This is a genomic window from Kutzneria chonburiensis (genome assembly GCF_028622115.1).
GTDB lineage: Bacteria > Actinomycetota > Actinomycetes > Mycobacteriales > Pseudonocardiaceae > Kutzneria > Kutzneria chonburiensis.
The window spans coordinates 2,075,753-2,099,425 of sequence record NZ_CP097263.1; the positions used below are offsets into that span (position 1 = coordinate 2,075,753).

At 69.4% G+C, this 23,673-nt stretch carries 23 protein-coding genes; 6 read left to right on the forward strand and 17 right to left on the reverse strand.

Features of this window, described 5'->3' with window-relative positions:
* Positions 1-4 precede the first annotated feature (4 nt).
* Complete coding sequence (locus M3Q35_RS09485) at positions 5-1,021, forward strand: methyltransferase (protein ID WP_273941295.1); 1,017 nt, start codon at positions 5-7, stop codon at positions 1,019-1,021.
* 44 nt (positions 1,022-1,065) lie between these two features.
* On the opposite strand, the gene M3Q35_RS09490 is transcribed toward M3Q35_RS09485, so the two are convergent.
* From M3Q35_RS09490 to M3Q35_RS09520, 7 genes are all read right to left on the reverse strand, one after another.
* The gene (locus M3Q35_RS09490) at positions 1,066-2,280 is read right to left on the reverse strand and encodes an FAD-dependent monooxygenase (protein ID WP_273941296.1); all 1,215 of its coding nucleotides are present in this window, start codon (positions 2,278-2,280) and stop codon (positions 1,066-1,068) included.
* A gap of 441 nt (positions 2,281-2,721) precedes the next feature.
* A complete protein-coding gene (locus tag M3Q35_RS09495) occupies positions 2,722-3,162 on the reverse strand; it encodes an anthrone oxygenase family protein (protein WP_273941297.1) in 441 nt (146 codons plus the stop codon).
* Positions 3,159-3,995 (reverse strand): LLM class flavin-dependent oxidoreductase, encoded by an 837-nt coding sequence (locus M3Q35_RS09500; protein WP_273941298.1) that lies wholly within the window; start codon positions 3,993-3,995, stop codon positions 3,159-3,161. The genes M3Q35_RS09495 and M3Q35_RS09500 overlap by 4 nt, the downstream gene beginning before the upstream one ends.
* Before the next feature lie 2 nt (positions 3,996-3,997).
* Positions 3,998-4,990 carry a methyltransferase gene (locus M3Q35_RS09505; protein WP_273941299.1) on the reverse strand — a complete coding sequence of 331 codons (993 nt, stop codon included), beginning with the start codon at positions 4,988-4,990 and terminating at the stop codon, positions 3,998-4,000.
* Entirely contained in the window at positions 4,987-5,862 is an 876-nt protein-coding gene (locus M3Q35_RS09510; protein ID WP_273941300.1) for an NAD(P)-dependent oxidoreductase, read from the reverse strand. The genes M3Q35_RS09505 and M3Q35_RS09510 overlap by 4 nt, the downstream gene beginning before the upstream one ends.
* Positions 5,862-6,599: an SDR family NAD(P)-dependent oxidoreductase gene (locus M3Q35_RS09515; protein WP_273941301.1), complete on the reverse strand. Its 738-nt coding sequence runs from the start codon at positions 6,597-6,599 to the stop codon at positions 5,862-5,864. The genes M3Q35_RS09510 and M3Q35_RS09515 overlap by 1 nt, the downstream gene beginning before the upstream one ends.
* Before the next feature lie 9 nt (positions 6,600-6,608).
* On the reverse strand, positions 6,609-8,015 hold the full coding sequence (locus M3Q35_RS09520) for an NAD(P)/FAD-dependent oxidoreductase (RefSeq protein WP_273941302.1): 1,407 nt from the start codon (positions 8,013-8,015) through the stop codon (positions 6,609-6,611).
* A 112-nt stretch (positions 8,016-8,127) separates the two neighbouring features.
* Between M3Q35_RS09520 and M3Q35_RS09525 the strand changes: the two genes are divergently transcribed.
* A complete protein-coding gene (locus tag M3Q35_RS09525) occupies positions 8,128-8,748 on the forward strand; it encodes a PadR family transcriptional regulator (protein WP_273941303.1) in 621 nt (206 codons plus the stop codon).
* A 9-nt stretch (positions 8,749-8,757) separates the two neighbouring features.
* Here the strand turns inward: M3Q35_RS09525 and M3Q35_RS09530 are convergent, their stop codons facing one another.
* Together M3Q35_RS09530 and M3Q35_RS09535 are read right to left on the reverse strand one after the other, a co-directional pair.
* On the reverse strand, positions 8,758-9,984 hold the full coding sequence (locus M3Q35_RS09530; RefSeq protein ID WP_273941304.1) for an FAD-dependent monooxygenase: 1,227 nt from the start codon (positions 9,982-9,984) through the stop codon (positions 8,758-8,760).
* Positions 9,981-10,571, reverse strand: a complete 591-nt coding sequence (locus tag M3Q35_RS09535; protein ID WP_273941305.1) for a PadR family transcriptional regulator — start codon at positions 10,569-10,571, stop codon at positions 9,981-9,983. The genes M3Q35_RS09530 and M3Q35_RS09535 overlap by 4 nt, the downstream gene beginning before the upstream one ends.
* A gap of 217 nt (positions 10,572-10,788) precedes the next feature.
* Here M3Q35_RS09535 and M3Q35_RS09540 point away from each other — a divergent pair, with 217 nt between their 5' ends.
* Positions 10,789-11,277, forward strand: a complete 489-nt coding sequence (locus M3Q35_RS09540) for a MarR family winged helix-turn-helix transcriptional regulator (RefSeq protein WP_273941306.1) — start codon at positions 10,789-10,791, stop codon at positions 11,275-11,277.
* Positions 11,278-11,368: 91 nt separating this feature from the next.
* Here M3Q35_RS09540 and M3Q35_RS09545 read toward each other — a convergent pair whose 3' ends face one another.
* Positions 11,369-11,749 carry a SchA/CurD-like domain-containing protein gene (locus tag M3Q35_RS09545; RefSeq protein WP_273941307.1) on the reverse strand — a complete coding sequence of 127 codons (381 nt, stop codon included), beginning with the start codon at positions 11,747-11,749 and terminating at the stop codon, positions 11,369-11,371.
* A 21-nt stretch (positions 11,750-11,770) separates the two neighbouring features.
* Entirely contained in the window at positions 11,771-13,645 is a 1,875-nt protein-coding gene (locus M3Q35_RS09550) for an AfsR/SARP family transcriptional regulator (protein WP_273941308.1), read from the reverse strand.
* Positions 13,646-14,266: 621 nt separating this feature from the next.
* On the opposite strand from M3Q35_RS09550, the gene M3Q35_RS09555 reads away from it, so the two are divergent.
* Positions 14,267-15,508: a cation:proton antiporter domain-containing protein gene (locus tag M3Q35_RS09555; RefSeq protein WP_273941309.1), complete on the forward strand. Its 1,242-nt coding sequence runs from the start codon at positions 14,267-14,269 to the stop codon at positions 15,506-15,508.
* 68 nt (positions 15,509-15,576) lie between these two features.
* Here M3Q35_RS09555 and M3Q35_RS09560 read toward each other — a convergent pair whose 3' ends face one another.
* Both M3Q35_RS09560 and M3Q35_RS09565 read right to left on the reverse strand, forming a co-directional pair.
* A complete protein-coding gene (locus M3Q35_RS09560; protein WP_273941310.1) occupies positions 15,577-17,106 on the reverse strand; it encodes a right-handed parallel beta-helix repeat-containing protein in 1,530 nt (509 codons plus the stop codon).
* Positions 17,107-17,353: 247 nt separating this feature from the next.
* Positions 17,354-17,620 carry a hypothetical protein gene (locus M3Q35_RS09565; RefSeq protein ID WP_273941311.1) on the reverse strand — a complete coding sequence of 89 codons (267 nt, stop codon included), beginning with the start codon at positions 17,618-17,620 and terminating at the stop codon, positions 17,354-17,356.
* 666 nt (positions 17,621-18,286) lie between these two features.
* On the opposite strand from M3Q35_RS09565, the gene M3Q35_RS09570 reads away from it, so the two are divergent.
* On the forward strand, positions 18,287-18,808 hold the full coding sequence (locus tag M3Q35_RS09570) for a hypothetical protein (RefSeq protein ID WP_273941312.1): 522 nt from the start codon (positions 18,287-18,289) through the stop codon (positions 18,806-18,808).
* A 4-nt stretch (positions 18,809-18,812) separates the two neighbouring features.
* Here M3Q35_RS09570 and M3Q35_RS09575 read toward each other — a convergent pair whose 3' ends face one another.
* The 4 genes from M3Q35_RS09575 to M3Q35_RS09590 form a co-directional block, all read right to left on the reverse strand.
* Positions 18,813-20,210, reverse strand: coding sequence for an APC family permease (locus M3Q35_RS09575; RefSeq protein ID WP_420704773.1), 1,398 nt, complete (start codon positions 20,208-20,210; stop codon positions 18,813-18,815).
* Positions 20,211-20,285: 75 nt separating this feature from the next.
* Positions 20,286-20,714, reverse strand: coding sequence for a DUF4232 domain-containing protein (locus M3Q35_RS09580; RefSeq protein ID WP_273941314.1), 429 nt, complete (start codon positions 20,712-20,714; stop codon positions 20,286-20,288).
* 205 nt (positions 20,715-20,919) lie between these two features.
* Positions 20,920-22,113, reverse strand: a complete 1,194-nt coding sequence (locus M3Q35_RS09585; protein WP_273941315.1) for a globin domain-containing protein — start codon at positions 22,111-22,113, stop codon at positions 20,920-20,922.
* A 14-nt stretch (positions 22,114-22,127) separates the two neighbouring features.
* Positions 22,128-22,547: an RrF2 family transcriptional regulator gene (locus M3Q35_RS09590; RefSeq protein ID WP_273941316.1), complete on the reverse strand. Its 420-nt coding sequence runs from the start codon at positions 22,545-22,547 to the stop codon at positions 22,128-22,130.
* A gap of 248 nt (positions 22,548-22,795) precedes the next feature.
* Here M3Q35_RS09590 and M3Q35_RS09595 point away from each other — a divergent pair, with 248 nt between their 5' ends.
* Positions 22,796-23,668 (forward strand): hypothetical protein, encoded by an 873-nt coding sequence (locus tag M3Q35_RS09595; RefSeq protein WP_273941317.1) that lies wholly within the window; start codon positions 22,796-22,798, stop codon positions 23,666-23,668.
* Positions 23,669-23,673: the final 5 nt, after the last annotated feature.

Below are 23,673 nucleotides of genomic sequence, written 5' to 3' on the forward strand. Positions count from 1 at the left end.
GTAGATGAGCACCATCGACCTGGCCACCGTGCAGCAGCAGGCCACGGCCTTCCAGACCGCGAAGTTGGTGTTGACCGGCGCGGAGATCGGCCTGTTCACCGCGCTGGCCGACGGTCCGGCCACCGCCGCCCAGCTCTGCGACCGTCTCGAGTTGCACCCGCGGGGCACCGGCCTGTTCCTCGACGCCCTCGTCGCGTTGGGGCTGCTCGAGCAGTCCGGCGGCAAGTACGGCAACGGTCCCGTGGCCAACCAGTTCCTCAGCGCGAACGGCGAGAACTTCCTCGGCGGCTTCCTCAGTTGGGCCGACCAGGTCATGTATCCCGCTTGGGGTCAGCTGGGGGCGTTGCTGCGCACCGGCAAGCCGCCGCTGGCCGCCGAGAGCGGCCACGAGATGTTCGACGGCCTGTGGGACGACCCCGTGCGGGTGGCCCTGCTGACCAAGATGACCGAGAGCATCAGCCGGCCGCTGATTCCCACGCTGGTCAAGGCTTTCGACTGGGAGAGCCACCGCAGCGTCGTCGACCTCGGCGGCTGCCGTGGCGACACGTTGGCTCTGGTCGCCCAGGAGTACCCGCACCTGGACGCCATCGTCTTCGACCTGCCCGCCGTGCGTCCCCAGTTCGACGAGCACATGGCCGAGCTCGGCCCCGACGCCGCCCGCCTGCGGTTCCACGGCGGCGACTTCTTCGCCGACGACATCCCGGCCGCCGACCTGCTCATGCTCAACCACGCGTTGGTCGACTGGACCGAGGACCAGCGCCGTGAGCTCCTCGCCCGCACGTTCCCGGCGGTCAACCCCGGCGGGGCCCTGCTCATCTGCGACTCGGTGATCGTCGAGGGCGAGCCCAGCTACTTCCGGAACCTGGTGCGGGGCATCAACATGCAGCTCATGACCCCCGGCGGCGGCGGGCACCGCCTGTCGCAGCTCACGGAGTGGCTGCACGACGCCGGCTACGGCAAGGTCGAGCACCGGCCGCTGAGCACCGACATGTCCCTGGTGATCGCCAACAAACCGGCGTGACGTGGAACCGGCCGGTGACTGGTGCCACCGGCCGGTTCGGGGCCCTACCGAACCGTGGTCCCCGCGTAGTCGGGCAGCTCGACACCGTTGATCGCGCGCCCGACCAGCTCGGTGAACCAGTCGCCGGTGAAGTCGGGGCTCGGCTCGGCGTCCGGTCCGGGCACCTGGCGGCTGCGGGCGTTGAGCCGGCCGATCTCCTGGTTGGCCTCGACGAACGAGCGCATCCGCGCCTCGTAGCCGGCGAACCCCTTGTCGGGATCCCATCCGGCGGCGGCCAGTTCACCGGCCAGCACGTAGGCGCCGACCAGGGCCAGCCCGGTGCCCTGCCCGGACATCGGCGACGAGCTGAACGCCGCGTCCCCGAGCAGCCCCACCCGTCCGCTCGACCAGCGGTCCATCACCACCTGGGCAACCTGGTCTAGGTAGAAGTCCGGAGTGTCGTCCAGGTGCGCGAGGATGTCCGGGGTCAGCCAGCCGAGGCCGGCCATCCGGGCCCGCAGCAGGACCTTCTGGGCCGCGACGTCACGGTGGTCGACGTCGAAGTCGGCCGAGGGGAAGTAGAACATCGCCATCGCGCGGGTGGCGTCCTGGATCGGGCGCAGGAGGGCCGAGCGCCCGGACTCCTGGTCCTGGTGTTCGAGCAGCCACTGGTCCAGGCCGAACTCGTTGGGCACGCTGTAGAAGGCGAGCACGTGCCCGAGGTGGTGGAGGAAGCGGTCGTGCGGCCCGAAGACCATCTCCCGCAGCGACGAGTGCAGCCCGTCGGCCCCGACCACCAGGTCGAAGCGCCGCCGGTCGCCGCCCGCGAAGACCACGTCGACCCCGTCCGCGTCCTGCGTGAGCTCGGCGATCCGGTCACCGAAGACGTACTCGACGCCGTCGCGGGTGTCGTCGTACAGCACCCGCGACAGGTCCCCGCGCAGGATCTCGATGTCCGCGATGAACCCGTCGCCACCGTCGTCCTCAGCGCGGAAGGTCTCCAGCACCTGCCCGTCCGCGTCCACGATCTGCGCACCCGCTGTGTCGGTGCAGGCCGCGCGTACCGTGTCGGCCAGCCCCATCCGCGCGATGACCTCCCTGGCCACCCCGCGCGCGTCCACCGCCTGTCCGCCGGGCCGCAGCTCGGAGGCCCGCTCCACCACCGTCACCTCGGCTCCCCACCGCCGCAGCCAGTGGGCCAGCGCCGGGCCCGCGATGCTCGCCCCCGCCACCAACACCCTGGGACCGCGCGTCCCCCGCTCCTGCTCGGCGTCGCCCATCAGTGCCTCCCCGTGCTTCCTCCCGCGCTGGAATGGTGCCAGCACCCGCCCCTCCGCCGTCGGGAGTCGGCCAAACCCGCGTGTCGCGGGTCCGGGAGCACGAGGCGAACGGCCCTGAATAGCGAGCCGAGCCGGGCGAGTTGGGCAGGGAGATGGTAGGTGCGCGGCGCGGGCGCTCGACGCGACCACGGCACGTCCGGGACCTAGACGGTCGCGACGGTGTTGACCGCCAAGGCCAGGATCGCTGATCCCGTGTGCACGGCAAGAGAGGCGCGGCCCGGCACCTGATTTGCCGTGGGGTGGTGGTGCTGTGTGGTGCCCGCGCCGCGCGTTCGCCACTCTGCTGCCTACCACCCGCCGGCCGCCGACCCGGACCGGTGGGACAGGGAGGCGGTAGTCGCGCGGCGCGGGTGCCAGACGCGACCACCGCACGCCCCAGACCTAGACGATCGCGACGGCGTTGACCAGCAGGGCCAAGATGGCCAACACCGTGCGCAAGGTGTGGAAGCGGCGCCACAGAGGACGTGGATCGGGCCACTCCGCCGGGATGGACGACGTGTCCAAGGCCTTGACGCGGCGGTTGATCGGCACGTTGCACAGGTGGGAAACGCCGGACACGGCAAGGAGAAGCACGGCGCCGGTGCCGAACAACACGGCGTGGTCGGTGAGCACGGCCAAGGCGACGTCCACTGCGGTCGAGGTGAGCACGATGACGGGCATGGTGGGATCCCAGTTGCGGCCCAACAACCGGTGGGTCTCGATGTAGCGGTCCATGGGCATGGCGAACAAGGCCGGCAGGACGCTCAACGCCACGGCGAACAGGACGCCGGCGGTGAGGCCGCTGCCGAGAAGCTCCACAATGGACAAGGCGCTGACGATCACGGCAAAGCCTCGGCGGCGATGAGGTCGAGCTGGGCGGGATCGGTGGTGCACGGGAACAGGATCAACTCGTCGCAACCGACTGAGGCGTAGGCGGCGATCGTCTCCCGCAACCGGCCGGCGTCGGTGATGGCGCCGGCGGCGGCCATCTCGGCCTTGGGACCGGCGAAAGCGTAGTACGCACGGAGGTAGCTCTGCGCCTGCGAACGGCCGTCAGGGCCGAGGCTGACGTAGCCCAAGGACATCATCCGCGGCGAGTCCGAGCGGCCGGCCTTCTTCCACGCCGAGCGGGCCTGCTCGGCCAAGGCGGCGTAGCCGGCGGTGGAACTGCCGCCGCCGATCCAACCCTGCCCATGCGCCGCCGCCCGGCGCATGGCGGCGGGGGAGTGCCCGCCCATGACGAGCGGGGGAGCGGCGGCGGGGCCGACGCCGGAGCCGGCCCACACCTCGCGGAAAGTGGCGACGATGTCGTCCAACCGCTTGCCACGCCCCGCGAACGCGGTGCCGGCCTCGACGAAGTCGTCCTCACGCCCACCGGCGGCCACGCCGACCACCAACCGGCCACCGCTGAGATGGTCGACGGTGGCGAGCTGCTTGGCCAACACGGCAGGACTGTCCCGGTAGGCGGCGATCAAAATGGTCGCGGCCAACCGAATCCGCGAGGTCACGGCGGCGGCCGCGGCCAACGCGACCACCGGCTCGTAGTTGTCGTACACCAGCCGGTCCAACACACCGAGGCTGGCGAAGCCGAGGCGCTCGGCCCGGCGGGCCCACTCGGTCAGCACCGGCCCGGTCACTCCCGGCACAGTGGTGGGCAGCCCGACCCCGATGTCCATGCTCACTCCTTGCGACCGATCACCACAGCGTTGCCCCGTCCGATCCTGGTGCTCGTGACGTCGGCGAAACCGGCGTCCTGCAACCACTGCTGGCACTCGACGACCGGATAGGCCTGGCCGCCCTCGGTCATCAGCAGCATGTGCAGCCCGGCGACCGACGCGTCGCGCACGGGGCGCTCCAGGTCGGTCATGGGGTCGTAGACCAGCAGTGCCCCGCCCGGCTTGACGGCCTCGAACGCCTTGAACACCAACGAGATCCGCTCGTTGAGCGAGAAGTCGGCCAGCACGTGCCCGATGACCAGCACGTCGGCCCGCGGGAACGGGTCGCGGAACAGGTCACCGCCGGTGAAACCGGCCCGGTCGGACACGCCGCGCAACCGCATGTGGTCGCTGAACGGACCCTCGTTGGCCGGCTGGTCGAACACGTGCCCGTGCAGATGCGGGAACGCCGTCAGCATCAGGCTGACCATGTTGCCGCGCGCGCCGCCGATGTCGGCCATGGTGTTGTACTTGGACCAGTCCAACGCGCCGGCCAGGTCGTCGGCCAACGGGCCGCTCAAAGCGTCCTGCATGGCCAGATACCCCAGCTGCGCCCGCGGATCGGCGACCGCGTCGGCGGCGGTGCCGGGCACCTGGGCCTGGCCGGTACGCAACGCGGTGGTCAGCTGAGCCCACGCCGGATACAGGATGTAGTTCGCGCCTTCGAGGAAGCCGCCCTGGTAGTCGGGGCCGCGCACGAGCTGGGCGGCCGCAACAGCGCTGTTGCGGTACCGCGTGCCGTCACGCACCAACAGGCCCAACGCCACCAGGGCGTCGAAGAACTCGCCGGCCGCACGGGCGTGCAGCCCGAGCCGGGCCCGCAGCTCGTCCTCGGTCGCCGGCCCGCCGGCCAGCTCGGTGAACAGCCCGAGCTCGACCGCGCTCAGCACGATCTTGGCCGTGCAGAACGCCGTGCCGAGCTCGATGATGTCCACCGCAGGTTCCGTCGCCGTCACCCCTGCTCCCTTTCCCGTCGCACCTCGACCAGCACGGCCGCGTCCTCGTCGCCGCGGCCGGCGGCCATCACGTCGTCGTAGCGCGACACGGCCGCGTCCACCACCGGCAGGTCGATGCCGTTGGCCCGGGCCTGCTCGCCGGCCAACAGCAGGTCCTTGCGCATCAACACCGTGCGGAACGCCGCCGGCGAGTACCTCCGCTGCCGCATGAAACCCGACCGGAAGGCCAACACCGGCGACTGCCAGCCACTGTTGTCGATGGCGTCCAGCAACACGTCCCGGCCCAGCCCCGCGCCCTCGGCGAACTCGACGGCCTCGGCCAGCCCGGCCACCTGCACGCCGAGCATCAGGTTGAACGCCAGCTTCAACGTGCTGGCCCGGCCGGTCGGGCCGAGGAACCGGATCTCCTGGCTGAGCACGGACAGCACGTCCCGCACACCGTCCACATCGGACTCACGGCCGGCCGCGAACACGCGCAGCTTGCCGGCCAGCGCCATCTGCGGATTGCCCAGCACGCACGCCTCGACCCGGGTGACGCCGGACGCGTTCAGCCTCAGTTCGGTGTTGCGGGCGAAGGTCGGCGACACGGTCGAGGTGTCGACCACCACCGTGCCGGGCTTGAGCCGCCCGACCGCGTCGCCGAACAGCACATCGTCCACAGCGGACTCGTCGGCCAGGCTGATCAGCACGACCTCGGCCCCGTCACAGGCCTCGGCGGCCGAGGCGGCGAGCGTCGCGCCGGCCTTGACCAGCGGTTCGGCCTTGGCCGCGGTCCGGTTGTACACGGTGACCGGCAGGCCGGCCGCGACCAGCGCGGCGGCCATGCCGGAGCCCATGCCGCCGAGGCCGAGGAACGCGATCGGGCGGCCCATCAGACGCCCCCGTCCACGTTGAGCGTCACGCCGGAGATGTAGCTGGACGGGTCGCCGGCCAGGAACAACACCGCATTGGCGACATCGGAAGGCTGGCAGATCCGCCCGAGCGCCGTCATCCCGACGATGCGCTCCACCGCCGCCGGCGGCAATCCCGCCCCCGGCTCGGTTTCGGTGAGGCCGGGGGAGACCGTGTTGACGCGGATCCGTCGCGGCCCGAGTTCCTTGCACAGCGCCCGGGTCAGGCCGATCAGGGCCGCCTTCGACGTGGTGTAGTGCACGCCGTTGACCCGCCCGCGCAGCGCGACCGAGGAGCCGACGTTGATCACCGAGGCGCCGTCGGACAGCAGTCCGAGGGAGGCCCGGGTGACCAGGTAGGCCGTAGTGACGTTGTGGTCGAGGACCCGGTGCCACTCGTCCTCGGCCAGGTCGCCGAACGGCACGAAGCCGTCCACGCCCACGTTGTTCACCACCACGTCCAGGCCGCCGAGAGCAGTCCCGACGTGCTCGAGCAGCCGCGTCACGTCGGCCTGGTCGGTGACGTCGGCCCGGACGACCTCGTTGCCGTCGCCGAGTTCCTTGAGCCGCAACGCCAGGCTCGCCGCCGCTTCGCTGTCGTTGCGGTGGCACACGATCACCGACGCGCCCTCGCCGGCCAACGCCAGCGCGGTGGCCCGGCCGATGCCGCGGGTGCCGCCGGTGAGCAGCACCCGCTTGCCGGTCAACCCGAGATCCATGACCCGCCCCTACTTCTCGCCGGCGACGGCGGCCAGGGCCTTGCGCAGGCCGAACGGGAAGAAGCTCAGGTACAGCCCGTCGACCGCCTGCTCGGGGTTGATCGGCGCCTGCTTCTGCTCGTGCACCTTGTTCAGGTTGGCCAGCGGGTTGGGGTTGCCGCTCTCCGCGCCGTGCAGGTGCTGCTGCACCCGGGCGTAGACGTCGGCGGCGTCCTCCATGTCCTCGATGCCGGTGATGATCCGGTCGAAGGCGGACTGGAGGTTGAGCCCGTCGCGGTCGGCCTGGCTGAGCGTCTGGGCCTGGTAGAAGTGGTGCTCCTTGCCGCGGTAGGACTCGTAGAACGTGGAGACCAGCACCAGCAGCCGCTCGTAGGCGTGCCGGTACACCGTGGAGAAGAAGCTCTGCGCGTGCTCGATCTCGACCTCGCCGCGCTCCACGCTGACGATCGCCGCGGCGGCCAGCATCGCGCTGTAGGTGGCCAGGTGCACGCCGGTGGACAGCAGCGGGTCCAGGAAGCAGGCGGCGTCGCCGATCAGGAAGTAGCCCGGACCGGTGAACGACTCGGCGGCGTAGGAGTAGTCCTGCTCCACCTTCATCTCGCTGACCTGGGTCGCGCCCTCCAGCAGGCCGGCGATGGACGGGCACGTGCCCAGCGCCTCGTCGTAGACCGCCTGGATGGAGCCGAGCTCGCTGCGCTTGGCGTTGAACCCGTCCCGGCCGGTCACCAGGCCCACGCTGAGCGTCCCGTCGTGCAGCGGGATGCCCCAGAACCAGCCGTCCTCCACCGAGCTCACCGTGATCGCGCCGTCGGGGCCGCGGTCCAGCGGCTTGGCGTCGCGCCAGTACGACCAGGCGGCGACGTTGCGGAACACGTTGTGGAACTTGCGGTTGCGCAGGTTGCGGACGGCCATCAGGCCGTTGCGGCCGGAGGCGTCGACCAGGTAGTCGAAGGTGATCCGGCCGCCGACCGAGGCATCGTCGCTTTCCGCCCAGACCGCCGCGACCGGGCGTTCCCCGTCGAACTCCAGCTCCTTGACCTGCACGCCCTCGTGCACCTCGACGCCGAGCTCACGGGCGTGGTCGAGCAGCAGCTTGTCGAACTCCGAGCGCACCACCTGGAAGGCGTTGGCGCCGTCGTCGCCGAGCTCGCTGAACACCACCTCCCATTCCTCGGTGCCCCAGAAGAAGTAGGCGCCGCCCTTGGGCTGGAAACCGTGCGACTGCACCTTGTCGAACACCCCGAGCAGCTCGAGGATGGGCCGGCAGGAGGGCAGGATCGACTCCCCGATGTGGTAGCGCGGGAAATGGTCGCGCTCCAGCAGGGTCACCTCGAGACCCTCCTTGGCGAGCAGGCCCGCCGCGGTGGAACCGGCGGGACCGCCGCCGATCACCAGCACCCGTGTCGATTCACGCATGTGCCACTCCGTCCCTGACGATCGCTGGCAATGCCGTGGACGATGGCAGCCGTTCTTGGTGCGTCGCTGTGGAAGCGGTCCAGAACGGCGGGTGACCGTTACCATGGGTCCGGTGAGCCGTGCGCATCGTCGATCCCCACTCGCCCTGGCCATCCTGAGCCTGCTCAAGGTCGAGCCCATGCACCCGTACCGGATGCAGCAGCTGATCAAGCAGTGGGGCAAGGACGAGGTGATCAACGTCGAGCCGCGGGCGTCGCTGTACAAGATGATCGAGCGGCTGCGCAACACCGGGCTGATCGCCGTGCTGAACACCGAGCGGGACAGCCAGTGGCCGGAGCGCACGGTGTACGAGATCACCTCGGAAGGCGACGAGGTGGCCGCCGAGTGGCTGCGGGACATGCTGTCCGACCCCAAGAAGAGCTTCGCCGAGTTCCCGGCGGCGGTGTCGTTCATCCCGCTGCTGGAGCCGGCCGAGGTGATCACCCGGTTGGAGACGCGCCTGGAACGGCTGCGGGCCGAGGCCGACCGACTGGCAGACGGCATCAAGGCCACCGCGTCGGTCGTGCCCGCGGTGTCCCTGTTGGACGCCGAATACCTGCTGGCCGTCACCTCGGCCGAGATCCGGTGGGTCGACGCGGTGCTGGTGGAGCTGCGCGCCGGCCGACTCACCTGGACCCAGGAGGGTCTGCGTGCGGTCACCGAGTCGGAGGCCGACGGCCTGCCGACCCGGTGACCGGCGGGGTCACACCGTGGCCAGCTCGACCTGGACCGGCGCGTTGAAGTCGATGTGGTGCGACAGCAGCCACGCGTCGGTCGAGTCGGGCTTGTAGAAGTACTTCAGGCCGATACCCATGAAGGTGTCCCGCATCATCGCGGCGAACGGGCCGGCCGCCTTGGAGTTGGCGCTCTTCTGGCCGTACGCGATGATCTTCTCGGCCCGCTTGCGGCGGATCTGCTCGTAGGTGGTGAAGGCCTCCTCCGGGGTGGCGCAGTCACGCAGGCACCGGCCCAGCGTCACCGAGCTCTCCATGGCCATCGACGCGCCCTGGCCCGAGCTGGTCGACGCGGCGTGCGCGGCGTCGCCGACGATGACCACCCGGCCCTTGTGCCAGTGCTTGACGTCCGGCAGGTCGTACTGGGCGCCGAGCACGATCAGGCCGGCCGGACCGGTGGCCCGGATGACCGCCTCGGCCTTGGTGTTGTCCTTCTTGAACAGGTCGATCAGCTGGTTGCTCCAGCGCTCAAGACCGTCGTTGACGATCTGCTCCTTGGACAGCGGCTGGTCGCGGGGCACGTTGATGAACCACCAGACCTCCTTGGCGTTGGGCACGAACACGCCGAGGAAGGCCTTGCGGCCGAAGGTCATGTGCCAGCCGGTCGGGTCCGGCTTGAGGCCGGGGTTGGCCGCGAAGCCGCCGAAGGAGACCAGCCCGGTGTAGCGCGGGCTGGGCGCGGAGCTGTCGATCATGTTGCGGATCTGCGAGTGGATGCCGTCCGCGCCGATCAGGATGTCGGCGGTCACCGCGCTGCCGTCGGCGAAGTGCGCGGTGACCGAGTCGCCGTTGTCGGTGTAGCGGACGAACCGCTTGCCGTACTCGGTGCGGATGCCGCGCCGCTTGAGCTCGCCGTTGAGCGCCGAGAACATGTCGGCCCGGCGGAAGCTGGTGCTGTTCACGCCGTCCGAGCGCGGGATGCCGGTGGCCAGCGTGCCGATCAGCTTGCTGTCCGCGTTGTACATCTGCATCCGCGGCGCCCGGTAGCCCAGGCCCTCGGTCGCCCCGAGGGCGTCGATCGCGTCCAGCGCGTCGAGGCCGTTGGTGGCGATGGTGAACGCGCCGCCGACGTTGGCGGCCCGCCCGTCGTAGGCCTCGAAGATGGTGACGTCGATGCCGGCCTTCTGCAGTGCCATCGCCGTCACGGGCCCGGCGATGCCGCTGCCGATGATCAGGGCGGATTTCACTGCGGTCATGATTCCTCCAGTTGGTGCGAGCGCCCCCGTGCGGCGGCGGTCCGAGTGTGACGCCGACCGCTGTCGGCTGGCTGGTGCTCGATACGTGCGATGAGACGGTCCACGAAGTCCTGTTCCAGTTCGAGCTGGGCCCGGCGGTACTCGTCGACGAGCGGGTGGCTCGGTGCGGCCCTGACCGTACTGATCTCGGCCGCCAGCGCGGCGCACCGCGCCCGAAGCAGTGTGGCCGCTTCGGCCGGCGGGAGCACGGGCAGCAGTCGCAGGCCGGTGGGGAAGGCGCCGTGCTCCGTGCTCGGCACGGACAGCAGCTCCTTGGCCCAGTCCAGCAGCTGCGCGCGGCCGGGCTCGGTCAGGGTGAACACCGTGTGCGTGGGCCGGTTGGCCGTGCGGCCGGTGGCCACCGCTGCCACGTGTCCGTCCTTGGTGAGCTGGCCGAAGAGCAGGTACACCGTGCCTCGGCTGATCTTGATGCTGCGGTCGAGGCCCTGTTCGCGCAGCGTGCGCTGCACGGCGTAGGGGTGTGTCGGGCCCTCCCACAGGACGGCCAGCACCGCCGCGGCCAGGGTGTTGCTGTGCCTGCGTGCCATCACCGCCTGCCCTTTCGTCAGTGGGTCTCGCTCGAACACCGCTAACGCTAGTATACTTTCGACTAGTCGAACATCAGGGATATACCCTGAGGTCGATCAGGGGTCGGCGAGGAGGCGGTCCGCTGGTGCCGGTCGCGTCCGGTTCTCCATCGATCTCCGATGATCGGCTCCGACGATGGGCACCGATCCGAGCCGGTGGCGGGGGTGTTCGACAGTTGTGTTCGACATCGACGGTGAGGCGGTGATTCGCGCTGTGGACTTCGACTTCGGGCAAGTGAATCGTGACTTCAGCGGCGCGGAGGTGCTCTTCCACGCGGTCGTCGGCGAGACCCTCGGTGTCTCACCGACCGACTACAAGTGCCTCGACCTGCTGATGCGGGCCGACTCGATGGTGACCGCGGGCCGGCTGGCCGACATGTCCGGCCTGACCACCGGCGCGATCACCGGCGTCGTCGACCGACTGGAGCGCGCCGGCTACGTGCGCCGGCTGCGCGACCCCAACGACCGCCGCCGCATCCTGGTCGCGCCCTGCGACGGCGTCGACGCCAAGCTGGCCTGGGTCTTCGAGCCGCTGCGGCAGGCGGTGAACGCGTTGGTGGAGAGCGAGTTCCGCAACGGCGAGCGGGAAGCCATCCGCCGCTACCTGCAACGCATGACCGAGCTGCTGCGCGAGCACACCGGCCGGCTCCAGACCGCCAAGCGCTGATCCCCGCACCCCTCACCCTCCCCGAACTCCATACGGCTCAACCACAAGGCCGCCTCCCCGTCCTTCGACGGGGAGGCGGCCTTGTCAGTGCTCAGGCGGTCGCCGGGTGGTTGGCGACGTCCAGCTGCGAGACGCACCGCATCGTGGCGTCACGGAAGTAGGCGGCGAAGCCCTCGGGCGAGGTGGTGTCCCGCTCGTCGAGCAGATACGGCGCCAGCGCCTCCTCGAGCTTGTGCACGCCCTTCTGCCGAGCCATGTGCCGGCCGACCGCGGCGAAGTCGCCCTCGTAGTGGATCACGCGGACCAGGTTCTCGCCCTTGACGAACACCGCCGTGCCGAGCAGCCGCCCGACCTGCTCGCCCGTGTCGTCGCTGAGCTCCGGCGTGTCCACGCGCTGGAAGTTCGCGAAGATCTGGGCGATCTCGTCCTCGTGCCCTGGCTTGATCCGATAGCTGATTGCCGCGTACGGCATCGTGTTTCTCCCATCGCCGGGTCAGGTGCGCAGCTGGTGTACGGGGAGCCGGTCGTGCGTGCCCGCGTACGGGCTCGGGGTCAGCGGCAGGTTCCGCGCGCTGTCGTCGAGCACGGCCGCCGCGGCCCGGTACAGCGCGTGGGTCCGGTAGACGAACGTGCCGTCGGCCTGCCGGTAGGCGTCGGCCAGCAGGAACTCGACGAGATCCTCCAGGTAGGACTCGGCGGTCGCCTCGTCCATCCCGGTCAGTGCGGCCACCGCGGCGGCGGTGATCGCGCCGGCGTCGGAGTCGAGCAGCACCAGGAACACCCGCCGCGCGCCCGGCGGCAGCAGCCGATGACTGCGCAGCATGCTGTCGGTGATCTCGGTGTCGCCGACCCGCATCCGGTCCACCTGCCGGCCGATCAGCCAGTGTGTCCGCAGGCTCAGCCGCGTCGCGGCCTCGCGCAGAGCCAGCGGCAGTCCGGCACAGAGGGTGAGCAGGCGGCCGGTGCCCTCGGGGTCGGCGGCCAGTCGCTGCGCGCCGAGCACCGTGGTGAGCAGCTGGGTTGCGTCCTCAATGGCCAGTGGCGCCAGGTCCACGGTCATCGAGATGGCCGGGCCGGCGATGCGGCGGCGGCTGGCCACCACGGTCGCGCAGCCGGCGCCGACCGGCAGCAGCGGCAGCACCTGGTCGATGCCGGCCGCGTCGTCCAGCACGATGAGCACCCGTCGGTTGGCCGTCCAGCTGCGTAACAACTGGCTGCGGGCGGCCAGGGTCGGCGGGATCTTCTCCGGGGCCACCCCGATCACGCGCAGCAGCTCGGCCAGCACCTCGGCCGGCGGCTGCGCGGTGCCGTCGTCGTCGGTCAGCCGGTGGTGCAGCTGCCCGTCGGGATAGCTGGCCCGCACCTTGTGGGCCAGGTGCACGGCGAACGCCGACTTGCCGATGCCGGGCGCGCCGGCGACCACGATCACCGGGGCGGTCGTGCGGTCCGCCCTGGTGAGCAGTTCGCCCGCCGCGGCCAGCTCCTGGTCCCGTCCAACCTGGACGGCGACGTCCGGCGGCAGCATGTTCGGCGGGGTGGCGGCGCCGGCGAAGCCGCCGGTGGTCGCGGTGCCCGGCGGCACATCCAGCCGCAAGTCGTTGTCCAGGATGGCTTTCTGTAGCCGGCGCAGCTCGGTCGACGGCTCGAGCCCGAGCTCGTCGTGCAGGGCCGCGCGGGCCCGCTGATAGGTCTGCAGCGCCTCGGAGCGCCGGCCGACCCGGTACAGCGCGAGCATCAGCTTGGCCTGGAAGCCCTCGTGCGTCGGCTGTTCGCTGACCGTGCTGATCAACTCGCTGATCAGGTCGTGGTGCCGGCCGAGCTGGAGGTCGATGTCGATTCTCTGTTCCAGCACGCTCTTGCGCATCTCCTCGAGGCGGACCGCCGCCGCCTGGAGGACCGGGCCGGTGTTGACGGCCGTGAGCGCCGGGCCCTTCCACTGCTGAAGGGCCAGCCGGAACGTCCAGGCCGCCGTGGTCAGCTCGCCGGCGGCGAGCTGACCACGGCCCTTCTCGACCAGCTGCTCGAAGCGCAGGGCATCGAGCGCCTCCGGCCGAAGCGTCAACATGTAGCCGCCGAACGTGGTGTGCAGCATGCCGCTGCCGTCCGGGTCGTCCGCGCCGAGATCGTGGCCCGCCTGGTCGTACTGCCGGGTGACCTTGCGTACCTGGTAGACGTAGGTCTGCATGGTGGTGGTGGCGCTGGGCGGCGGGCGCTCGTCCCACAGCTCCTGGATGATCTGGTCGATGCTCACGACCCGGTTCGCCTGGACGGCGAGCAGCGCGAGCACCCTGCGCAGTTTCGGCGCGGAGGGTGTGACGTCCGCGCCGGAGCGGGCAACCTTGAACGGGCCAAGTATGGAGACGTCCACGAATACCGCCTAAGGATCCATTACCCCAGTAATGCTCGTCCGGGCGCCGGGCATACGCCGGAGGAGGTCAAGCAGATGGAACTTTTCCGCGCCCCTTGTCAGCCTTGTCAGTTCGGGTAGGCCGAGACGCACGTTAGCACTGAGTGGCTTGACCGCACACAGGACGTGATCATCAGCAGCGACGGAAGTACGCCGATCCTTACCCCCAAGTCCACAATCGTTTAGGCCGTCATTGGTCGACGGGGCAGGAAGTTCCAGCCTATTGATGAGCCCGTAGGGCTGTGACCTGCTGGTTTGTCGGTTACTGGTTGGTAGCCGGGACTATGTCGGGGTCACTGTGAGCGCGTTGGGTGACCGGAGGTTCGGCCGAACGGCTGATGCGCGTGAATCATCTCCCCGGTCACGGTTCGACCGTTCTCGTGGCGGAATGGCAATGGGCCGTGCGGAAGCACGACGGCTTGTCCACTTTTGCCTGCTTCTGTCAGGGTGGGGGAGGGGGTATCGTTTCATGGGGCTTCTGGGGGCTGGGTAGCTGCATGTTCCGATATGTCCGTTTTGCTGGGTTGTCAAGCATCTGCTGGCGGTGTTCCCACAATTTCACCGACAATTGAAAGGGTCGTCATGACCGCGCTACCCGCGGCCGATCCGGTCGCCCACTTCCTCTTGGCACTGGCAGTGATCGTGGTGGTCTGCCGCCTGTTGGCCGGCGTGGCGAGACGGTTCGGCCAGCCACCCGTCGTCGGTGAGATCCTGGGCGGCATCGTGCTCGGGCCCAGCGTGTTGGCGCCGCTGTGGCCGGCCGGCTCGGCCTGGCTGCTGACACCGACCGTGATCGGCAGCGTCACCGTGGTCGGCCAGTTGGGGCTGGTCACCTTCCTGTTCCTGCTCGGCAGCGAGGCCCGGCTGGAGAATCCGCGGGCCGACGGCCGTGTGGTCGCGGGCATTGCCGCCGGCAGCATGCTGCTGCCGTTCGCCGGCGGCGTCGGAATCGCCGCGCTCGGCCAGCCGCTGATCGCCGGCTCCAACCAGCACCCGGTGGCCTTCCTGCTGGCCTTCGGCCTGGCCATGTCCATCACCGCGATGCCGGTGCTGGCCCGGATCCTGGTCGACATGGGCATGGACACCTCGCGCATCGGTCGGATCGCGATGGCGTGCGCCGCGATCGGCGACGGCACGGCGTGGCTCGCCCTCACCCTGATCCTTGCCCTGTCCGGCCTTGCCGGGAACTCCGGTCCACTGACCACCATCGTGCTCGTCGCGGGGTTGGTCATCCTCACTTTCGTGGTGGTGCGGCCGCTGCTGGCCTGGCTGGTGCGCCGCATCGGCGACCGGGCCCTGCCGCTGGTGATCGCCTGCGCCGCCGCCTATGCGGCCTGCACCCAGATCATCGGGCTGCACGCCGCGGTCGGCGCGTTCCTGTTCGGACTGCTGCTGCCGCGACACGAGGCACTGGTGGAGCGGGTCCGCCGACAGCTCTACGGCTTCACCGAAATCGTGCTGCTGCCGTTGTTCTTCGCCACTGTCGGCCTGAGCACCGTGATCACGTCGGTCACCGGCTCGGCCGACGGCTGGCTGCTGCTGGCCGCGGTCGTGCTGGTCGCCACCGTGACCAAGTTCGTCGGCGCCGGCGGCGGCGCCCGCCTCGCCGGACTGCCGGCCAGGGAGTCGCTGCGCGTCGGCACGCTGATGAACTGCCGAGGCGTCACCGAGCTGATCGTCGCCTCGATCTGCCTGCAGTATCACGTGGTCAACACGCTCGGTTTCACCATTCTGGTGCTGATGGCCCTGCTCACCACCGCGATGACCGGTCCGCTGCTGCGGCTGATCGGTGTCCGCGAGCCGGAGCTGAGCGTCGCTGCCTGAATTGCCCGTCCCCGGCGCCGGAACTCGACGCCGGGGACGGATTTGTCGTGCCGGTACTGCGGTTGCGGTCAGTGCGCCAGGCCCGGGCCCTGGTAGGCGCCGATGTTGTTGTAGCAGGTCGAGTTGCCGTAGAAGTCACGGCCGCCGTCCTGCGTGATGGCAACACCGGTGCCGAGCGCCGGGGAACCGGTCGCGAGCTTGTAGCCGTCCAGGTTGGCGATGCTGGTCGCGTCGCCACCGTGGAGCAGCTTCGGGTCGCTGACCGCGGTGTTGTACGAGCCGGCCGGCGCGGCGACGCCGCCACTGGCCAGGTTGTGGTCGTAGGCGCCGTTCGGGTCGTCGATCGCACCGGAGCCGACAAAGATGTTGTTGGCGAAGTGGACCGAGGTGGTGGCGGAGTTGGCGATCAACTTCGCCGCCGACGGGCTGTAGACCACGTTGTTGTAGAACTGCGCGCCCACCTGCGGGGTGCAGGCGATCGTCACCACGCCACCGGCGCCGGCGGCGTCGTTCTGGCTGATGTTGTAGCGCACGATGGCGTTCTTGGAGACCATGCCCGGAACCGCGCAGAGCAGGGCCATGCCACCGTTGTTGTCGTGCGTGAAGTTGTACTGGTAGATGGTGCTGTTGTCGCCGCCGTCCACGTCGAACGCCTCGGCCGGCAGGCTGCCGCCACCGTGGGCGATCTCGTTGAACTGGATCACGGTGTTGTCCGAGTCCCACGTCCAGATACCCGAGTGGTACTCGGCCGCCCGCAGGCTGTACCCGTTGACGACGTTGTGCTCCACCTTGGCGTTGACGCCGTTCTGGACCACGATGCCGTCGCCGCCGAGGTTGCTCAGCTGGTTGCCCGAGATCAGGATGTCCGGGATCGCCACGTAGGTCGAGCCGGCGCCGCCCGGGAACTCGGGGCTGCGCTTGGCCCACTGCGACGAGGTGCTGATGCCCATGCCGTTCACGCCGTCGACGTGACTGTTGGTCACGTGCACACTGCTGAACCCGGTCGGTGTGGCGGAACCGTTGACGTTGAACAGGATTCCGCCGCTGGGCTCGTCGTAACCGGTGCAGTCGCAGCCGTTGACGTCGTGCACGTGGACGTTGTCGACCACGTAGTGGTGACCGGTGCCGAAGTCGGTGAGCTGGACGTAGATGCCGGTGCGGGTCGGCCCTGCGGAGCCGCCTGCGTCGGACACGTCGAGATCGTGCAGCTCCCAACCCTCAACGTTGTGCAGGTAGACGGCCGCCCGCACGCCGGAGGGCGCGATCTTCGGGGCGGCGCCGCTGCCGTACGCGTTGAGGATCACCGGCGCGGGGGCCGTGCCGGAGCCGTGCGGCGCGAAGGCCTCGGCGCAGGTGGTGCCGCGCTTGAGGCTGATCACGTCGCCGGGCCCGAAGGTCACCGTGCTGGCCCGGGCTAGGGTTTTCCACGGCGCGGTCTGGGTGGTGCCTGCCGCGCTGTCGTTGCCGGCCGCGCAGTCGACGTAGTAGTGCGTCGCGGTGCGCGGCGCGGCGGCCTCCGCCGAGCCGACGGCGATGGCGCCGAGGGCAAGGACGGAGGACGTCACGAGTGCGCCAGCGCGAAAGGCTTTTCTGGCCATGCTTCCTCCCATTGGGGGCGTTGCGTAGTGGACACCCGCACGACCGGTTCTGTGGGCGTGCGGATAAGCACAGACGTCGGGCCGTGTGTGGTCCGGTCTGATACTGTGGTATTGCGGTTGGCGCGTTCGAATACCCCTCCGCTGCGGGACAATACACGATCGGCGGTGGCTCGTGACGCTTTTGGTCACGGGAGAACGGGCACTCATCGTTGCCTGCGAGTAGTCACAATTCGCTTACGTGTCGTGTTCAGCTGATCACCCTGTGCGGCGTATATGGTCGCCGTTCATATACGTGTGATGACCCGATGGTGGTTTTTTCATGATCGATCATCCGCTGACCTGCTGGTATGAGGTTCGCGTTGGCCATGCCGCAAAACGCGTCGATGACCGACCAGTTGGTATGTGGTTGCGCGCGCTCATCATTTTCCATGAAGTTGCTCATGCCAACTAAACTATCAACTGCGTCGGGGTTTTCGGCAATTTTGTGCAGCGTTACGTGGTAGCCGGGTGTCATTCACGTCAATCTTCGGCACCATGGCGGTGTGCCATCGGTGTGCCGTTGTCGGGTCACGGTAAAAGGTCACGGTTGGTTGCGTTCTGGTTGGGGAATCAACACCAAGGTCCCCGGTTCGTTGCCCCTTGGGGCACGCTCGCCCGGTGACGACCAACGAGTTCGACGGTGAACCGACCGGGTCGCTGATCCAGGCCGGTGTGATCAACGCCGAGTCGATCACCTTCGGTCCCGGGGCGGGGCGGGGCGGCCCGGTCTCGGCTCCGCCGAGGTCCCGTGGGGCCGCCTCACCGACCGCATCCGCGGCCGGGACTCCTCGGTTGCCGATCTGGTGGATGCCGTGTGCACCGGCACCGGAGTCGTTGTGCTGCACGGTGGTGGCGGCACCGGAAAGACCACAGTGGCCTTGTCGACGGCTTCGGCCGTGCGCAACGAGATCCCCGTCCGGTGGGTGGATGCAACGCGCGATGGAGCTGTCGGCCACCCTCGATGGCCTGGCCGGCCTGGGTCTGATGGACCTGCCGACCGAGGGCTTGGTGCTGCACCCGGCGGTCCGCGACTCCTGCCGCTGGCCGCCCGATGCGATTGCCGATGCCGTGGATTGCCGAGTGCTGGCGATGAACTTGCTGTTCGGGGCGTGGGGGTGCTTGAACGGCTGGCCTTCGACACGTGGACGCAGTGGCGGCCGGTGTGGCCGTGCACCTGCTGGCCGATCTGCGGATGCTGGATGGGGCGGACAACGACCAGGACTGGATAGTGGCGGCGGTGGCGACCATGGCCGCGGAGCTGGCCTTCCAGGTGACCGGCGGTCCCGAGACCGAACGCTGGTTCCGTCGCGCGGTCGACATCCGGCTGCGGCTGCACGGCCCGAACTGGGCGGACACCGTGCTCGCGCGCCAGGGTCTCGCGATGGTGCTGATGGACTTGCAGGACTACCCCGGGATCGAAGCAGAGCTGCGCGCGGTTGCCGCGAGCATCGCCCGCTCCGTGGGCGCGGATCATCTCAATGCCGTTGGCGCTCGACACGACCACGCGATAGCACTGCTGGAGTTGGGAGACCTGGCAGGAGCCGACGCCTCACGTACGTTGGCCGCGCGACACCGAGACCGCCACGGCGGAATTCCGAGACATTCTCGCCGTGGCGGAAGCCGACCTCAGTCCGCGGCACTGGATCATCGCGAACGAGTGTGAGCAACTACGGGGCCGGTGACAGGTACTCCTCGCGGATCTCCTTGGGGCCGAAGGGCCATACGCGTTCGGCGCGAGCGTAGATCAAGAAGGCGACAGCGCCGACGATGACCCAGACGACGGACAGCACGATGGAGACGGTGTCGGTCGAGAGGTAGACGAAGACCCAACCGGCGACGGCGACGATGAGGGGCAGGGGGAACAACCACATCTTGTACGGGCGGGGCAGGGTGGGCTGGCGGCGGCGCAGGACGATCAACGCCGCGGCCTGGGCCAACGCCTGGACGAGCACGATGGCGGTGGTGAGGGCGTTGATCACGACGGTGAGCGGGAGCAGGGAGCCGACGGCGGTGATGACGCCCATCACCAACAAGCCGACGGTGGGGAAGTGGCCCCGAGGGTGCAGACGGGCGAACTGGGGCAGGAACAGCTTGTCACGAGCGGCCTCGTACGGGACGCGAGAGCCGGCGAGGAGGCCGGCGAAGACGGACGCGAAGGCGGTGACGACGATGAGCACGGTCACGATGTCGGCGGCGGTGGAGCCCCATGCGGTGGACACGGCCAGGGTGGCGATGGAGGAGGACTTGGCGACGTCCTGCCAGGGGAGTACGCCGAGAATGCCGACCTGCAACAACAGGTACAGGCACATGATGCCGACGATGGACAGCACGATCGACCGTGGCAGCGTCCTGCCGGGCTGCCGGACCTCGGCGCCGAGGTAGGAACTGGTGTTGTAACCCAGGTAGTCGTACACGGCGAGGACGAGTCCGGCGCCGAGGCCGGTGAAGAACGGGCCGCCGGCGGCGAACGTGCCGGGGGCGTAGTCGAAGGCCATCGCGCCGTTGAAGTGGCTGTACGCGGCGACGATGACGGCCAGGATGCTGACCAGCATCACGCCGAAGAACACCGTCGTGATCCGGGTGGTGTCGCCGACCTTGCGGTACAGCAGGACGACGACGAATCCGGTGATCACGATGCCGACCACGTGGCCGAACGTGTTGACGGTGCCGTCGCCGGCGACCACGGCCGGCCACAGCGCGCCGAGGTACTGGACCAGGCCGATGACGCCGGTGGCCATGGTCAGCGGGATGTAGAGGATCGCCGTCCAGACGAACAGGAACGGCATCAGCCGCCCGGTCCGGTACTGGAACGCCTCCCGCAGGTAGATGTACGTGCCGCCGGCGCCGGGCAGCGACGCGCCGAGCTCGGCCCAGATCAGGCCGTCGGCCAACGCGATGATCGCGCCGATGATCCAGCCGAACACCGCCTGCGGACCGCCGACATCGGCCACCATGAACGGGATCGTCAGCAGCGGCCCGACGCCGCACATCTGCGTCATGTTGATGGCGGTCGCCTGCCACGGCCCGATCTGGCGCTCGAGGCCGGACTGCCCCTGCTGTGGGATCGCAGCCACGCCCACCTCCCTATGGTTAGGAAAGTTTCTTAACATATAGGCGCGGTGTGCGGAACCCTCACGAACTCACGACACCGGACAGGAGGCGTGGCTTTCGACGGGGGTCCACGGGCTGACCGCGACCTTTCCGGTGTTGCCGAGGTCGATGGGGCCGTCGGGCGTTTGGGTCTGCCACGGCTGGCCGGCGGCCGGGGCGACGTCGAAATAAGCGCCGTTGGTGGCCTCGACGGTGGAGTCGGTGACCCGGTTCTTCCACAGCACGGCGGCGTCGGCCTGCTGGCCCGGTGTCAGCGTGAACGTGGTGGGCGGGTGCTGGAGGCTGGGCACCAGGGCCACGGCGTCGGCCCCGCTCTCCACCTTGACGTCGATGGCCTTGCGGTCCTCGTCGAGCACCCGCAGGGCCGGGAAACCGGTGACCGTCAGCGCACCGGCACCGCAGTTGACCAGGTGGATCGGGATCACCCGAAGCCCGGACGCCGCGTCGGACGGGCCCAACGAGATCCGCGGGCCGAGGGGCTTCGCGGGGGTGGTGCTGGTGGTCGTCGCCGGGGAGGCGCAGGGGCGGGAGCCGTGCAGCCGACGAGAAACGCCGCCGTGCCGAGCAGGGAGAGGTACCGGAGCTTCACCTGATCAACTGTGCCACGAAAGAGCAGGCACCCGCGTCGCCGAGCGCTGCCGCCCTCGGCGACGCCGCCGGTGGTCAGCCCACGGACGCGCCGCTGGACAGCCGGTCCGCGTCGGTCGACCACAGGTCGGCGCCGAACACCTCGAAACGGATGCGCTCGGCCGGCATTCCCCGACGCAGCAAGGATGCGCGCACGTCACGCATGAACGGCAGCGGACCGCACAGGTACGCCGACGCGCCCGCGGCGATCGGAATCTCGTCCGGCCGGATCAGCCCGGACCGGGCGCTGGGGCCGGCCTCGTACTCGTAGTACCGGATGTGCTCGAAGGAATGCAGCCGTGCGCCGTGTCGAATCATGTGCCCGTGGAACGCATGCCGGCCGGGCTCGCGCTCGGCGTGTACGGCGACCACGGGCCGCAACGGCTGTGCGCGGGCCACGTGCTCGATCATGGCGGCCATCGGCGTGATGCCGATGCCGGCGCTGACCAGGATCAACGGCGACATGTCCTCGTCCAGCACCAGATCGCCGAACGGCCGGCTCATGTCCACGGAGTCGCCAACCGTGAGCTGATCGGCGAGGAAGTTGGACACCAACCCGCCCTGCACCGGACGGACCGTGATGCGCAGCGCCGAATGCCCGGCCCCGTGCGAGATGGTGTACTGCCGGGCCTGCCGGCCCGCGCCGGGCAGATCAACGGTGACGGTGACGTACTGACCGGGCCGATGCGGCGGCACCGCGCCGGATTCCGGGGCCAGCAAAAGGGAAACGGCGTCGTGCGCCTCGTCGTACTTGCCGACCACGCGCCACGGCGTGTGCGGCTGCGCCGGGTCGACACCGTTCTGTTGGTACAGCAGGGTTTCGGCCTCGATGAGGCGGACGGCGAACAGCCAGTACACCTCGTCCCACGCCGCCTCGACCTCAGGCGTCACCGCAGCGCCCAACGTGTGGGCCACGGCGGCCAACAGGTAGCGCCCGACCAGCGTGTACTGCTCAGGCCGGATGCCCAGCGACGCGTGCTTGTGGGCGATGCGGTGCAGCACCGGGCCGACCGGCACGTCGTCGACCAGGCTCTGCGCGAACGCGATCACCGCGCCGGCCAGCGCCCGCTGCTGGTCCCCGTTGGCCTGGTTGCCCCGGTTGAACAGGTCGAGCAGGCCAGGGTGGTCGGCGAACATGGTGGCGTAGAAGTGTTTGCTGATGTCGACCGCCGCTTCACGGACGGCGGGCAGCGTCGCGGCCACGACGGTGGCCGATGACGAGGACAGCATGGTTTTCTTATCCCCTAGGTGAGTGTGAGCAGCGTACTGCCCGTCGGGGGCGCGATCAGGTCCTGCAGGACCACCTCGTCGAGGGACGCGAAGAACGCCTCCTGCGCGGTGCGCAGCGCGCCGCGCAGCCGGCAGGCTGCGCGCAGCGGGCACGGGGGCGTCTCGCAGTCGATGACCTCGGCGACCCCTTCGAAGTCGCGCACGATGCGACCGACTGAGGTCCGCAGGGCGGTGTCGGGCAACGAGATGCCGCCGCCGCGACCGCGCGTCGTGGTCAGCCAGCCGGAGTGCCGCAGTTGCTGGACGATCTTGGCGACGTGGTTGCGCGGCGCGTTGAGGGCCGCGGCGAGCTCGTCGATCGTCAACTGCCGGCGCTGGGCGGCCGCCAACATCAGCACCCGGAGGGCGATGTCGGTGGCTCGGCTGAGATGCACATGATCACCGTAGCCAAAGAGGTATCGCTCGTACTTGTTTTGTGTCGGCGATCACCGGTCGCGTCCGTCGTGACCGTGACGCGCTGGTGATCGGTTACGGCGCACCGTCACGGAGCGCGTGGCCGTGTGCGCTCGACGCGTTGCGGAGCGTGTCACCGTGAACATCGATGGGGCGCATCGGGCAACTGTCGTTGCACCTGCGGTGCCGAACTTCGTGTGGAACCGTTGTCCCGGTTAGGGTTTTTGCCATGTCTTCGTCCGGCGACCGTCCCGCGCTCGAACAACTGGCCGACCTGCGCGTCAGCTGGGCCGCGCGCGCCTATCGGCACAGCCTGGTGCGGCTGGAGATGGCCAGCACCCAGCTGCTGACCACGGTGGAGCGCAACGACATCGGCACGCGTGGCGCGGTCCGGCGTGGTCGGCCGGTCGAGATCGTCAGCCCGCTGGCCTCGGCCTACATGTCCGCGCTGGACGCCAAGAACCTGGCCGATCGGGTATTGACCGCGGCCCTGGTTCGTGAGCGGGACAAGCGTGCCGACCGCCTTCGTGCGGTGCTGGCCGGCCGTGGCACGTGCTGGCCCGATGGGCTCGGTGAGCTGGACCTTTGTCTGATCCTGCAACGAATGGCGGGCGAGCCGGCAGCCGAACGCGAGTGGTCGATCGAGGAGGTCGGCCTGGCCGAGGAGCTGTCGGAGCTGGTACTGGCCCATCTCGACGGCGACCAGGCGGTGCTCGACTCGCTGCCCGGCACGGACCTGAGTGATCTGCCGCTGGTCATGGTCGGCGACTTCGCGCCACGCATCGTCGTGGGCGATGTTTCCGTGCAGCACGCACAATGGTGGTTCGCCCGCGAGGAAATCGTTGGCGCGGATCCGTTCCGGGCTATGCAGCGGCTGCGCGGTCGGCACCGGCTGCCCCGGCACTGCGTGGCCAGATCAACCGCCGATCCGGCACAGTTCCTGGTCGATCTGGACGTGCCAATGCTGGTCGAGGCCGTGGTCCACCACCTGGCGCAAGGGGGCGACCTGCTGCTGACCGAACGACCCGAAATGGTTCAGGACAGCGGGCGGGCAGCCGCTGCCGAGCCGGGGGATGAGCTGACGGCGAAGTCGTCGGCGTAGCCGAC